The following is a 13,339-nucleotide window of genomic DNA, read 5'->3' on the forward strand; positions in this document are numbered from 1 at the left end:
TCCGCTTCATCGAATGTTCATCAATATAACAGTTTTTTTACAATCCGCGCCAAATGCGCTATCATATTTCATATCCGGTTCCATTGCCAGATGACGCGCTAAGGCTCCGCGGGCGCCAGACTATAGCCAGAACGGGAGGAGAGCTCTATGAATCAACCAAAACCGCAAATCATTCTATTTGATCTGGATGATACCTTAATTCACTGCAATAAATATTTTGATATCGTACTGGAGCAGTTTTCGGATCTGCTGCGGACCTGGTTCGCGGCTTATCCTTTGACAGACGAAACCGTTAAGATGAAGCAGCTTGAGATTGATATCGCCGGGGTACATATTCATGGGTTTTCCATGGACCACTTCCCCGCTTCTCTGGTAGATACGTACCGGTATTTCTCCGATTTGTTCGGCCGGGCCACCTCGGTCATGGAGGAAGAGGAACTGATCGAGCTGGGCAAATCCGTGTACGAATTGCAGGTGGAGCCGTATCCCGACATGGAGGCTACCCTCGAACGCCTGAAGGCGGACGGCCACGATCTTTATTTATATACAGGCGGCATCGTCACCCACCAGCAGAAGAAAATCCGTTCCGTCAAGCTGGACCGTTTCTTCGGTGAGCAGGTGTTCGTACGCCAACACAAAACCGCGGAAGCGCTGGAGGAAATCCTGCAGCAAAACGGCTTTGACCGTTCCCGCACCTGGATGATCGGCAACTCCATCCGGACGGATATTGTCCCTGCTCTACGGGCAGGCATTAACTGTATCCACATCCCGGCCATTACGGAGTGGGAGTATAACATTGTGGAAATCAACGAAACGCCCAAGGGACTGTTCCTGGAGCTGCCCACGCTGGAATCCGTGCCGGATGCCATCGCCCGCTCCATCGAAAGCGCCGCCAGCTGATGCAACCTCCTTCCTAGCAACCTACCAAAGAAGTCTCGCGATTTTATTCGCGGGGCTTCTTTTTTTGGTTCTAGTCTTCTACCTCCATTCATAGATTGGTAGTAAAACAACCCCTGCAAGAGAGCATCTTCGAATGGAGGAATGGATGATGAAACGGTCGATGTTCACACTGGACCTGAGCAAACTCCGCAAGCTGTCCCAAACCGCAGGCTTTTTCGCCAAAACCTACTTGGTGCTGACTGGCTGCACCTTTCTGATTTTCGTTCTGGTAGGGTTCATCGGCTTCGGCCACCAGCGGCCGGGCATGACCCCTGTATCCTCAATGAAGGGACTGGCCGCTTCCGTCTCCGATGGGTTTTTTATGGATATGCTGGGCCTGGAGGTGCCTCATCTGGCGGAAGCCCGTCAGGTGCCCTCCACCTTTTCACAGGAAAATGTGCTGAGTTTTATCTTCCGGTTCATTACCGATATTAATCCGCGGGACCCCAAAACCCTTCTGGCCCGGGAGCTCCCCGGCATGGGCCTGGACACCTCGTACCTGATCCGCAAGCCTCCCGGCTCCCAACAAATTGCCGGCCCGCTGGAGTATCCGCCGGGCAATGCGCCTTCTGATGGCGGCACTCCCTCCGGTTCCGGGGGGCCGGACAGCCAGCCTGTAACGGCGCCCTCCGCCTCTCCAGCTGCTCCGTCAACCAGTGCGGCACCCACACCGCAGCCGACCATCGGGCATCCTTCAACAAACGGGGACAAGGTGGTGCTGATCTACCACTCCCACAACCGGGAATCGTGGGTACCGGAGCTGGGACTGTCCGCCAAGGACGCCAATCTGGCCCAGGATGCCAAGACGAATATCACCCTGGTTGGCAAGGAGCTTGCTGATCGTCTGGAGGACAAGGGTGTAGGAGCGGTCCATTACGCAACGGATTATGCCAGCAGCGTCGAAAAGTACAATTGGTATTATTCGTATAAATATTCCAACAAAACGGTGAAGGAGGCCTTTGCGGCCAATCCGGAGATCAAGTTCGTGTTTGACCTTCACCGGGATGATTCCTCCAAGGAAAAATCCACTTTGACCGTGGACGGGAAAAATTATGCCAAGGTATTCCTGATCCTGGGCCAAAAGAATCCCAAGTGGCAGCAGAACGAAAAGTTCGCCTCGCAAATCCAGGAGAAGCTGGAGAAAAAGGTTCCCGGACTGTCACGGGGAATTTGGGCCAAGGAAGCGCATGACGGTAACGCGGAATATAACCAGTCCTTGTCCCCCAACAGCGTGCTGATCGAAATCGGCGGGGTGTATAACACGCTGGAGGAATGCAAGCGGACAGCCGGTGTGCTTGCTGAGGTCATTGCGGATCTATATTGGGATGCGGCCAAGGTGGATGCGCCGGCGGCATCGGCAGGCAGCCGTAACTAAGCTACGAGAAGGAAAGGGGAGCACACATGGGAAGAATCCGCCCGGGCAGGGTGTTGTTGACCATATTTGTACTGGGGTTTTGCCTGTTCTTCGGCATCGATCTGGTGAGCCGGAGCAGTGCCGTCCCGGCAGCGGAGCCGCCTGTGGCTGCGGTGAAGCCTGCGGCAGCCGCCGTCAAACCGGCAGCTTCAGCTCCCGTAAAGGCGGGGGCTGACAACAGCCGGCAGGCGGTTCCGGCAGCAGCGAAGGCAAGTCCCGCGGCGGGAGCTGCCGGCGCCAAGAATGGCGCCGTCCCGGCAGGAGCCAAAACCGCCGAGGCCGCCGGCACCGAACAAGCCGCACCTCCGGCAAAGGTCAAGGAATCCTTCATGAACCACCTATCCAACCGCCTGGGTGATGCTTTGCGCAATCTGGCCAGAGGGCTGATGAGCATGATCGTCTCCCTTTTTAACTCGCTGATTTCCTGATTGCACTGTCCAAAGCCCCGCCTCCATTGATGCGGCCCCTCCTAACTGCTATAATTGATCTATTGTTCAGTTGTATTTACTCGGGAGGGACTCATGAAGGACGTACAGGCTAGGCAGGAAAAAATCCGCAACTTTTCGATTATCGCCCACATCGACCACGGCAAGTCCACGTTGGCGGATCGGATACTTGAATATACAGGGGCGCTCTCCCAACGGGAAATGCAGGAGCAGGTGCTGGACCAAATGGACCTGGAGCGGGAACGGGGCATCACCATCAAGCTCCAGGCGGTCCGACTGCAATACCGCGCAGACGACGGGGAAATGTATATCCTCAATCTGATTGACACCCCGGGACACGTGGATTTTACCTATGAGGTATCCCGGAGCCTGGCGGCCTGCGAAGGCGCCTTGCTGGTGGTGGACGCCGCCCAGGGCATTGAGGCGCAGACGCTGGCCAATGTGTACCTGGCGTTGGATAACAACCTGGAGATCGTCCCGGTCATCAACAAAATCGATCTGCCCAGTGCGGAGCCGGAACGGGTGAAGCAGGAGATCGAGGACGTCATCGGCCTGGACTGCAGCAATGCGGTGCTGGCCTCCGCTAAGGCGGGCATCGGCATCAAGGAGATACTGGAGCAGGTGGTGCGCAATGTGCCGGCACCTACAGGCAATCCGGAGCAGCCCTTGAAGGCGCTGATTTTTGACTCCCATTATGATCCGTACAAAGGGGTTATTGTGTACGTGCGGGTGGTGGACGGCTCCATCCGTTCAGGCTCCAAAATCAAGTTTATGGCTACAGGCGCTGTTTTCGAGGTTATCGAGGTGGGTGCGTTTATGCCCCGGATGGGGATTGTGGACGAGCTTCAGGTGGGCGATGTAGGCTTTATTGTGGCCGGCATCAAAAACGTGAAGGATACCCGCGTGGGCGATACGGTGACGGATGCCCGCAACCCGGCCACTGAACCGCTACCCGGCTATCGGAAGATCAACCCCATGGTTTACTGCGGGTTATACCCGATTGAATCCACGGAATACAATGATTTGCGGGACGCCCTGGAGAAGCTGGTGCTGAATGACGCTTCCCTGAAGTTCGAGCCAGAGTCCTCCACTGCCTTGGGCTTCGGCTTCCGCTGCGGCTTCCTGGGCCTCCTGCACATGGAGATCATCCAGGAACGGATCGAACGGGAATTTAATATTGCCCTGATCACCACCGCCCCCAGCGTTGTGTTCAAGGTGACCTTGACCAACGGCGACGTGCTGACCATCGACAACCCCTCCAACTATCCGGAGGTGGGCAAGATCGATTATGTGGAAGAGCCGTATGTGAAGGCTGGCATCATTGTGCCCAAGGATTATGTAGGCGTAGTGATGGAGCTGTGCCAGAACAAACGCGGCGACTTTGTGAATATGGAATATCTGGACGCCAACCGGGTCACGCTTACCTACGAAATGCCGCTGTCCGAGATTGTGTATGACTTTTTCGACCAATTGAAGTCCAGCACGCGGGGTTATGCTTCCTTCGACTACGAGATGTCGGGCTACAAACAATCCAATTTGGTCAAAATGGATATTCTTCTGAACAGCGAGCAAGTGGATGCATTATCCGTGATTGTCCATAGAGACCGGGCCTATGCCCGCGGCAAGGCGATCTGCGAAAAGCTGAAGGAGATCATTCCCCAGCAAATGTTCGAGGTGCCGATCCAGGCAGCCATCGGGCAGAAGATTATTTCCCGGGAAACCATCAAGGCCATGCGGAAAAACGTGCTTGCCAAGTGCTACGGCGGGGACATCTCCCGGAAGCGGAAGCTCCTGGAGAAGCAAAAGGAAGGCAAAAAGCGCATGAAGCAGGTTGGCAGCGTGGAGGTTCCTCAAGAAGCCTTCATGGCCGTCCTAAAAATCGACGAATAAAGGACTGCGCCGCAGTCTCTAAGTGATCAAACAGTAGCCGTTTCCAACAATGGCTGCTGTTTTTGTTAGCGGGTGGAGTGAGGTGGGGAAAGTCTTCGGTCGCCGCCCACCGCCCGCGCCGCTTAGCCTAAATGCAAAAGTGCAGTTATTTTCCGGCAAAAGTGCAGTTTGGCCCGGTTTCCCTGCAAAAGTGCAGTTAATTTCTCGGGAAAGTACCCTTCAGTCCGCTCAAGGGCTGAAATAACTGCACTTTTGCAGGATGGGCAGGCTGGATAGCTTAAGGCTGGGAAATAGATGCACTTTTGCAGGAAGAGATGCTGGGGTAGGGTAGAAACTATTTTCCATACAGAAAGGAGCCGCTTATGACGGACTATCGGTTGGACCCGCCAACGGCGGTGTATATTCATATCCCGTTTTGCTCGAACAAATGCCATTATTGCGACTTTACCTCCTACGTGGTCCAAGGCCAGCCGGTGGATGAATATCTGGATGCCTTGGAGCGGGAGATGGAGCGCACAGTGTCGCTGCTGGTACCACCCCGGGTAGAAACCATCTTTGTGGGAGGCGGCACACCTACGGTGCTTACGCCCCCGCAGATGGAGCGGTTCCTGCGGATGACCCGGGATTACTTTCCGGACCGGGCAGAAGACCTGGAGTTCACCATGGAGGCCAACCCCGGCACCACCGACCCCGACAAGCTGGCTGTGATGAAGGCGGGGGGAGTTAACCGGGTGAGCTTCGGCGTACAGTCCTTCGACAACGGCCTCCTATCCGGCATCGGGCGGATCCATCAGACCGACGATGTATACCGGAGTCTGGAATATGCAAAACAAGCGGGGTTCCGGAATCTCACCATTGACCTGATGTTCGGCCTGCCGGGCCAAACGCTGCATATGCTGGAGGATACTCTGGACAAAGCGCTGGCGTTATCCCTGCAGCATTATTCCATCTACGGTCTGAAGGTGGAGGAGAACACGCTGTTCCACAGCCTTTATATGAAGAACCAGCTGCTCCTGCCCGAGGAGGAAACGGAGGCGGAGATGTTCCGGATCATCATGCGCCGGCTGGAGCAGGAGGGCTTCCGGCAGTACGAAATCAGCAATTTCGCCAAGCCGGGCTTCGAAAGCCGCCACAACTCCATGTATTGGCGGAACCGGGCCTATTACGGGCTGGGTGCGGGGGCGCATGGTTATACCAACCGGGAGAGGCATATGAACCTGAAGGGCATCCGTCCTTATATCGAAGCCTGCAAAACCGGGCTGCCACGGCTCTCCACCGATCCCGTCACACGGGAGGAGGCTATGGAGGACTTTATGATGGTAGGGCTCCGGCTGCTGGAGGGTGTGAGAAGCCGGGACTTTATACAGCAATTCGGCACTTCCATTGAAGAGGCCTTCGGTCCGGTGCTGGAGAAGCTGATCGGAGACAAGCTTTTGGATAAAACAGCAGAGGGCTATAAGCTGCCCCAGCAAGCCGTTATGTACGGCAATGTTGTATTCGGCGCATTTATTGGGCACCTTACCGTATAAATTTCACTTGTAACATTATACGTCATGTTGTATATTTATTCATATCAAATGATATGGGTGGGATGTTGATGGCAACCATGGCGGTAACCTGCAGAAGGGCGGCGGAGCAAGACGTTGAAGCCCTGTACACGTTAATCAAGGGATATGCGGAGAAGGGAATTATGCTGTACCGGACCCGGGAAACCCTGCGGGCCATCATCGACACCTTCGTGATCGCGGAGGCGGATGGCAAGCTGATCGGCTGCGGCTCCTTAAGCAAGCTGGGCAAGGATCTGGTGGAGATCCGCTCTCTGGGAATGACAGAAGGCTACAAGGGTCAGGGAATCGGGTCCCTGATCGTGGGTATGCTGGTGGAGGAAGCGAAGAAACAAGGCATCCCCACCATTATGGCATTAACCTACGAGGTGAAGTTCTTCGAGAAGAACGGCTTTGAGGTCGTGCCCAAGGAGATTTTTCCGGAGAAGGTCTGGAGAGACTGCATCCATTGCAAAAAGCAGCATTGCTGCGACGAAATAGCCGTCCAAAGACGCCTGTGATCACTTGACACAGGCGTTTTTCTTTGATATTTTTGTAATAACGGTTAGCACTCGTCTCGAATGAGTGCTAACGATTCACGGAAAGAAGATACCCCGTTCCTGCGGACGGGAGGTTATAGGGGAGGTCGGGCAAGGATGTTATCGGAACGTCAGAAGATGATTTTGAGCGCTATAGTAGATGATTATATCCGTTCGGCTGAGCCGGTGGGCTCCCGCAGTATTTCCAAACGGGGGGATGTGGCCTTCAGTCCCGCCACCATCCGCAACGAAATGTCCGATCTGGAGGAGCTTGGCTACCTGGAGCAGCCCCATACCTCGGCAGGACGGATTCCCTCGGAGAAGGGGTACCGCTATTATGTGGACCATCTGCTTGCCCAAGGGGCCGTCACCCGGCCGGATTTAAACCTGATGAAGACGTTTTTCGCCGAAAGGCTGCAGGAGATGGAGCAGGTGATCCAGCAGGTGGCTTCCATGCTGTCCGGATTGACCAACTATACCTCCATTGTTCTGGGGCCGGAGGTTTTTAATACAACCCTGCGGATGATTCAAGTGGTGCCGCTGGATGAGGTCAGTGCCGTGGCTATTATCGTCACCAGCACCGGCCAGGTGGAAAACAAGGTGTTCCGGATTCCCCCGGGCGTGCGGATGGAGGAAATTGAGAAATTCGTCCGCATTCTGAATGAACGCCTGAAGGGAGTTCCGCTGTTCCAGCTCCGCTCCAAGATTTATACGGAGATTAGCGAGGAGCTGTCCAAGCATGTCAGCGGCTATGACGATCTTTTGAAGGTGTTCGAGGAAGTGGTGGTCAGCGACAAGCAGGACCGGATTTTCCTGGCGGGTTCGACTAATCTTCTGGTGCAGCCGGAGTTTAAGGATGTGGAGCGGGTTAAGAGCTTCCTGGATCTGCTGGAGGAAACGCCCACCCTGTTCAAGATTATCGGCTCGGCGCCGGAGGGGCTGCAGGTACGGATCGGCAGCGAAAATACGATAGCCGCCATCAATAATTGCAGTCTGATCACGGCAACCTACGCTGTGGACGGCAAGACGCTGGGCACCATCGGCATATTGGGGCCCACCCGGATGGAATACGGCAAGGTCATCGGTATTCTGAACCATTTTTCACAGGACATGACCCAAATTATGCAGCGCTGGTACAAGTAAGCCATACAATATGCATTGCGGAGCCGAAAGCGGCCATTGCGCCGCTTTTGGGTCTGGGTAAGAAGCCTGGTATGCGGTGATTCTACATGTGGGGAATCCGGGCGGAGGGTTATTCTATCAAGGAGGTGATATTCAGGTGAGTGAACAGACAGAAAAGCAGGACTTGAATGAACAAACGGCGGAAGAGACCGCTACATATACAGAAGCCGAAGGCATTGGTGAAGAGCACGCGGCTCCGGAAGGGGAGGCTGCCGCAGAGCTTGACGCATTGCGCAGACAAGCGGAGGAAGCCCAGGAGAGGTACCTGCGTACCCAAGCGGATTTCGATAACTTCAGACGCCGTTCCCGGGTTGAGAAGGAGGACTTCGCCAAGTACGCCTCCTCCAAGCTGGTGGAGCAGTTGTTGCCCGTACTGGACAATTTCGAGCGGGCCGTTGCGGCCAGCAAGGATTCCAAGGATTTAGATTCCCTTCTGAAGGGAATTGACATGATCCAGCGACAGCTTGGGCAGACGTTGGAGCAGGAAGGCCTCAAGGCGATGGAAGCTGTAGGCGAGGCTTTTAATCCGGATTTCCATCAAGCGGTTATGCAGGTGGAGTCCGACGAGCATGAAGAGGGCATTGTGGTTGAAGAGCTGCAGAAGGGTTATGTGTTTAAGGACAAAGTGCTTCGCCCGGCGATGGTGAAGGTGTCCAAGTAAGAATATATTCGATATGGGAGGAACCATAATCATGGGTAAAGTAATCGGTATTGACCTGGGTACCACCAACTCCTGCGTAGCCGTTATGGAAGGCGGCGAAGCGGTTGTAATCCCCAATCCGGAAGGAGCGCGCACCACTCCCTCCGTTGTAGGCTTCAAGAAGGACGGCGAGCGTATCGTCGGCGAAACCGCCAAGCGCCAAGCCATCACCAATCCGGAGCGCACTATTATCTCCATCAAGCGCCATATGGGCACGAACCATAAGGAAAAGATCGACGACAACAACTATACCCCGCAGGAAATTTCGGCGATGATTCTTCAGAAGCTGAAGGCCGACGCGGAAGCCTATCTGGGCCAGCCCGTTACCCAAGCCGTTATTACCGTTCCAGCTTATTTCAACGATAGCCAGCGTCAAGCCACCAAGGATGCCGGCCAAATCGCAGGCCTTGAAGTGCTGCGGATCGTCAACGAGCCGACGGCTGCCGCTTTGGCATACGGTCTGGAAAAAGACAGCGACGAAACCATCCTGGTTTATGACCTTGGCGGCGGTACCTTTGACGTATCCATTCTGGAATTGGGCGACGGCACCTTCCAAGTGCTGGCCACAAGCGGCGACAACCGTCTGGGCGGCGACGACTTCGACCAGAAGATCATCGACTGGCTGGTTGCTGAATTCAAGAAGGAGCAAGGTGTGGACCTGTCCAAGGACAAGGCTGCCGTACAACGTCTGAAGGATGCCGCGGAAAAAGCCAAGAAGGAGCTTTCCGGCGTACTGACCACCACCATCTCCCTGCCGTTTATCACCATGGCTGACGGCGTACCGCAGCATTTGGAGCTGAACCTGACCCGCGCCAAGTTCGAAGAGCTCACTGCTGATCTGGTAGAGCGCACCATGGGTCCGACCCGTCAAGCGCTGAGCGACTCCGGACTGTCCATCAGCGAAATCAACAAGGTGGTCCTGGTAGGCGGCTCCACCCGTATCCCTGCCGTTCAAGAAGCCATCAAGAAGCTCCTGGGCAAGGAACCCCACAAGGGCGTTAACCCTGACGAAGTGGTTGCTTTGGGCGCCGCTATCCAAGCCGGCGTATTGACCGGTGACGTGAAGGACGTTGTCCTGCTGGACGTTACTCCGCTGTCCCTGGGTATCGAAACTGCAGGCGGCGTATTCACCAAGATGATCGACCGTAACACTACGATCCCCACCAGCAAGTCGCAGGTGTACTCCACCTATGCCGACATGCAAACCAGCGTGGAAATCCACGTGCTTCAGGGCGAGCGTGCGATGGCTAACGGCAACAAAACGCTGGGCCGGTTTATGCTGAATGATATTCCCCCGGCACCCCGCGGCGTACCGCAAATTGAGGTTACCTTCAACATTGACTCCAACGGTATTGTCAACGTGTCCGCAACCGATAAGGGTACAGGCAAAAGCCAAAAGATCACCATCACCTCCTCAAGCGGCCTGTCCGACGAAGAGATTGACCGCATGATGAAGGATGCCGAGGCTCACGCTGAGGAAGACCGCAAGCGCAAGGAGCTGGTGGAAGCCAAGAACAATGCGGACCAACTGGTTTACACCGTCGAGAAGACCATTAAGGATCTTGGCGACAAGGTAGACGCCGGTGAAGTGGAAAAGGCCAACGCCGCCAAGGAAGCCGTTAAGCAGGCTCTGGAAGGCGATGACGTGGACGCCATCAAGAAGGCTACTGACGAGCTGTCCGAGGTTGTGCAGCAGCTGTCCGTGAAGATGTATGAGCAAATGGCAGCCCAGCAGCAAGCTGAAGGCGCAGGCGAAGCTGCCGGCAACGCTGGTCCGAAGGCCGACAATGTGGTCGACGCCGACTACACGGTAGTGGACGAAGACAAGAAATAAGCTGCTGATAAAAGAGCAGGCAATATACAGTGCAGGCGGGCCAAAGCCGGTTTTTACCGGCTTTGGCTTTGCGCTGGACGCGGATGGGGACTCGCCGGAAGGCGGGGCCGGTGGCTGATGCCGGCGTGAGGTCCGCGGCGGTGTTAATGGTGACGGGTGCTGCGGCTTGGCGTTAACGAAGCTGCGGCAACGCTTCTGCGATGGTGGAGGCGGTACATGTGGGAGTACGAGGACAACGAGATGCAGGTTGTTGCATCCTTGCGTCCCTGCTTACCCGCCAGCTGCCTGCCGTGGAAGCTAACGGCGGTAGAAGCCGCTATTTGCCTTCTGGAGACGCCGGTTTGATTCTAACGGCGGTGAGAGTCGCTATTTGCCGTACGGCAGGCGGAATCCGGCTGAATTGGCCGAAATAACGGCGCTGGCTTCCGTTAGATTTTGCAAATGCGGATTGTAGGCCAAACAACGGCTCTCACTTCCGTTAGAATGCCGGTGGGGCTTTTTAACAGTTTGACCTGCTGTCAGACAGCGGCCAGACATGATATAGTAATTTGGGGAAATGTAGATAGCCCTCAAATTGGCTGTGCCAATTTCGAGGCTCCATAACATATCCGGGACCGGAAGTGGTTTGTATATTTTGGGGTCCCCGCAAAGTACCCGGAATCTGCTTCGAGGGCAGGCTTCACTTTGTGGGGAAATGAATAAGGCGGTGGAACAGTGAGCAAGCGGGATTATTACGAGGTGCTTGGCGTGGAAAAGGGCGCCAATGCGGAGGATATCAAGAAGGCTTTCCGCAAGGCGGCACGCCAGTATCATCCGGACGTGAACAAAGCCGCCGACGCGGAAGAGAAGTTCAAGGAAGCGAAGGAAGCATACGACGTGCTGAGCGACGACCAGAAGCGCGCCACCTATGACCGGTATGGCCATGTGGACCCGAACCAGGGTATGGGCGGCGGAGGCGGCTTCAACGGCCAGGACTTCGGCGGCTTCGGCGATATTTTCGATATGTTTTTCGGCGGGGGAGGCGGCCAGCGCCGCAATCCCAATGCGCCCCAACGGGGCAACGACCTGCAATATTCCATGACCATAGAGTTTAAGGAAGCGGTGTTCGGCAAGGAAATGGATATTACCATTCCCCGGACGGAAACCTGCGAAACCTGCCACGGCAACGGGGCAAAACCCGGCACCAAAGCGGAAACCTGTAATGTCTGCAAAGGCAGCGGCCAGCAGGAAGTGGTGCAGAACACCGCTTTCGGCCGGATTGTCAACCGCAGAGTTTGCTCCGCGTGTAACGGCCAAGGCACGCTGATCAAGGATAAGTGTAATGATTGCCACGGCACCGGCAAGGTGAAGAAACAGCGGAAGATTCATGTGAAGATTCCCGCAGGTGTAGATGACGGAGCCCAGCTGCGGGTATCCGGCGAAGGGGAAGCCGGCACCAAGGGCGGCCCCTCCGGCGATCTGTACATCGTCATCCGTGTGAAATCCCATGATTTCTTCGAGCGCGAAGGTGACGATATCTACTGCGAGGTGCCTCTCACCTTTGCCCAGGCTGCTCTGGGGGATGAAATCGAAATTCCTACGCTGACCGAAAAGGTGAAGCTGAAGATTCCCGCCGGCACTCAAACCGGCACCTTCTTCCGGCTCAAAGGAAAAGGAGTGCCGCGCCTCCGGGGTTACGGCCAAGGGGACCAGCACGTGAAGGTGGTGGTGGTAACCCCCTCCAACCTCACTGACGAGCAGAAGGAGCTCCTCCGCCAGTTCTCCGGTCTCAACGGGGAGTTTATGCATGAGAAGCAGCAGTCCTTGTTCGAGCGGATGAAAAAAGCATTTTTAGGCGAATAGCAGCAGCTGTTTTCAACAAGCAAAAAGCCGGTTTCCCAAAGGGGAAGCCGGCTTTTTTGGCGGTATAAGAGGCAGTGATAATGGCGGCTGCGGACGCAGCCAATGAGCCAAGCGAATCAGGCTATGTACTTATTTACCGGAGCCAAAAGATAACGAGCACCAGCAAACCCAGTATAATCCGGTACCAGCCGAATACCTTAAAGTCATGCTTCCGGATGTAATTCATCAGGAAACGGATAATGACCAACGATACCACAAACGCTACGGCCATCCCGACGATCAGCCAGACCAGCTCCTCAGACGAGAAGTTAAAGCCGAATTTCATCAGCTTCAGCAGGCTTGCCCCAAGCATGGTGGGCACCGCCAGGAAAAAGGTGAACTCTGCCGCAATGGTCCGCGAAACGCCCAGCACCAATGCTCCCACGATGGTTGCTCCCGAACGGGAGGTGCCGGGGAAAATGGCGGCGATAAGCTGGAAAATCCCGATCAGGAACACAATCCGGTAGGTCAGCCCGCCGATATCGGTGACGGAGGCAATGCGGCCCTTGTTGTTGTTTTCGATGATGATAAACAGAATGCCCACCAGAACCAGCATCACGGCAACGGTCCCGTAGTTGTAAAAGATGGGATTCAGTTTGTCATCCAGAGTGACGGCATAAATCCCGGCCGGAATACAGCCAACGACAATTTTGGGCCACATGGAGAGAACATCCTTCTTCACCGTCAGCCCGCCCTTGAACGTAAACGGGACCAGCTTGCTCCAATAGATGACTACAACCGCCAGTATGGAGCCGAACTGGATCACTACCAGGAACATCTCCATAAATGCGGCGCTGGCATGCAGGGACAGAAATTCGTCCACCAGAATCATGTGCCCGGTACTGCTGATGGGCAGCCATTCGGTTATTCCCTGGACAATACCGAGAAAAATCACTTTCAAAAGCTCCAGCCAATCCAAACTTGTCATTGTAGCATCTTCCTTTTGATAGAGTAAAATTGCGGGATACGG

General features: G+C 55.2%; 12 protein-coding genes. 11 read left to right on the forward strand and 1 reads right to left on the reverse strand.

Going from position 1 to position 13,339, the window contains the following annotated elements; all coding sequences use genetic code 11:
* Positions 1–147 precede the first annotated feature (147 nt).
* The 11 genes from ACI1P1_RS15300 to dnaJ all read left to right on the forward strand — a co-directional run bounded on the left by ACI1P1_RS15300 (position 148) and on the right by dnaJ (position 12,330).
* The gene (locus tag ACI1P1_RS15300) at positions 148–900 is read left to right on the forward strand and encodes an HAD family hydrolase (RefSeq protein WP_416217278.1); all 753 of its coding nucleotides are present in this window, start codon (positions 148–150) and stop codon (positions 898–900) included.
* A gap of 145 nt (positions 901–1,045) precedes the next feature.
* Complete coding sequence (gene spoIIP, locus ACI1P1_RS15305) at positions 1,046–2,314, forward strand: stage II sporulation protein P (RefSeq protein ID WP_416217279.1); 1,269 nt, start codon at positions 1,046–1,048, stop codon at positions 2,312–2,314.
* 26 nt (positions 2,315–2,340) lie between these two features.
* Positions 2,341–2,781 (forward strand): hypothetical protein, encoded by a 441-nt coding sequence (locus tag ACI1P1_RS15310; RefSeq protein ID WP_416217280.1) that lies wholly within the window; start codon positions 2,341–2,343, stop codon positions 2,779–2,781.
* A gap of 93 nt (positions 2,782–2,874) precedes the next feature.
* A complete protein-coding gene (lepA, locus tag ACI1P1_RS15315) occupies positions 2,875–4,689 on the forward strand; it encodes a translation elongation factor 4 (RefSeq protein ID WP_416217281.1) in 1,815 nt (604 codons plus the stop codon).
* A gap of 362 nt (positions 4,690–5,051) precedes the next feature.
* Complete coding sequence (gene hemW, locus ACI1P1_RS15320) at positions 5,052–6,218, forward strand: radical SAM family heme chaperone HemW (protein WP_416217282.1); 1,167 nt, start codon at positions 5,052–5,054, stop codon at positions 6,216–6,218.
* Positions 6,219–6,295: 77 nt separating this feature from the next.
* The gene (locus ACI1P1_RS15325; protein WP_416217391.1) at positions 6,296–6,754 is read left to right on the forward strand and encodes an N-acetyltransferase; all 459 of its coding nucleotides are present in this window, start codon (positions 6,296–6,298) and stop codon (positions 6,752–6,754) included.
* Between the two features lie 135 nt (positions 6,755–6,889).
* Positions 6,890–7,915 (forward strand): heat-inducible transcriptional repressor HrcA, encoded by a 1,026-nt coding sequence (gene hrcA, locus ACI1P1_RS15330; protein WP_416217283.1) that lies wholly within the window; start codon positions 6,890–6,892, stop codon positions 7,913–7,915.
* Between the two features lie 136 nt (positions 7,916–8,051).
* Positions 8,052–8,615: a nucleotide exchange factor GrpE gene (gene grpE, locus ACI1P1_RS15335; protein WP_416217284.1), complete on the forward strand. Its 564-nt coding sequence runs from the start codon at positions 8,052–8,054 to the stop codon at positions 8,613–8,615.
* A gap of 31 nt (positions 8,616–8,646) precedes the next feature.
* Entirely contained in the window at positions 8,647–10,488 is a 1,842-nt protein-coding gene (dnaK, locus tag ACI1P1_RS15340; RefSeq protein WP_416217285.1) for a molecular chaperone DnaK, read from the forward strand.
* 216 nt (positions 10,489–10,704) lie between these two features.
* Positions 10,705–10,833: a hypothetical protein gene (locus ACI1P1_RS15345; protein WP_416217286.1), complete on the forward strand. Its 129-nt coding sequence runs from the start codon at positions 10,705–10,707 to the stop codon at positions 10,831–10,833.
* Between the two features lie 369 nt (positions 10,834–11,202).
* Positions 11,203–12,330 (forward strand): molecular chaperone DnaJ, encoded by a 1,128-nt coding sequence (dnaJ, locus tag ACI1P1_RS15350; protein ID WP_416217287.1) that lies wholly within the window; start codon positions 11,203–11,205, stop codon positions 12,328–12,330.
* A 133-nt stretch (positions 12,331–12,463) separates the two neighbouring features.
* Here the strand turns inward: dnaJ and ACI1P1_RS15355 are convergent, their stop codons facing one another.
* Entirely contained in the window at positions 12,464–13,297 is an 834-nt protein-coding gene (locus tag ACI1P1_RS15355; protein WP_416217288.1) for an undecaprenyl-diphosphate phosphatase, read from the reverse strand.
* Between the last annotated feature and the right edge of the window lie 42 nt (positions 13,298–13,339).

It is taken from the genome of Paenibacillus mesotrionivorans, from assembly GCF_046098205.1.
Taxonomy (GTDB): Bacteria; Bacillota; Bacilli; order Paenibacillales; family NBRC-103111; genus Paenibacillus_AR; species Paenibacillus_AR mesotrionivorans.

Coding starts and splice junctions, on each gene's coding strand:
- spoIIP (WP_416217279.1), top strand. CDS start 1,046: ATGATGAAACGGTCGATGTTCACACTGGACCTGAGCAAACTCCGCAAG.
- ACI1P1_RS15300 (WP_416217278.1), top strand. CDS start 148: ATGAATCAACCAAAACCGCAAATCATTCTATTTGATCTGGATGATACC.
- hemW (WP_416217282.1), top strand. CDS start 5,052: ATGACGGACTATCGGTTGGACCCGCCAACGGCGGTGTATATTCATATC.
- dnaK (WP_416217285.1), top strand. CDS start 8,647: ATGGGTAAAGTAATCGGTATTGACCTGGGTACCACCAACTCCTGCGTA.
- ACI1P1_RS15310 (WP_416217280.1), top strand. CDS start 2,341: ATGGGAAGAATCCGCCCGGGCAGGGTGTTGTTGACCATATTTGTACTG.
- ACI1P1_RS15325 (WP_416217391.1), top strand. CDS start 6,296: ATGGCGGTAACCTGCAGAAGGGCGGCGGAGCAAGACGTTGAAGCCCTG.
- lepA (WP_416217281.1), top strand. CDS start 2,875: ATGAAGGACGTACAGGCTAGGCAGGAAAAAATCCGCAACTTTTCGATT.
- ACI1P1_RS15355 (WP_416217288.1), bottom strand. CDS start 13,297: ATGACAAGTTTGGATTGGCTGGAGCTTTTGAAAGTGATTTTTCTCGGT.
- ACI1P1_RS15345 (WP_416217286.1), top strand. CDS start 10,705: ATGTGGGAGTACGAGGACAACGAGATGCAGGTTGTTGCATCCTTGCGT.
- hrcA (WP_416217283.1), top strand. CDS start 6,890: ATGTTATCGGAACGTCAGAAGATGATTTTGAGCGCTATAGTAGATGAT.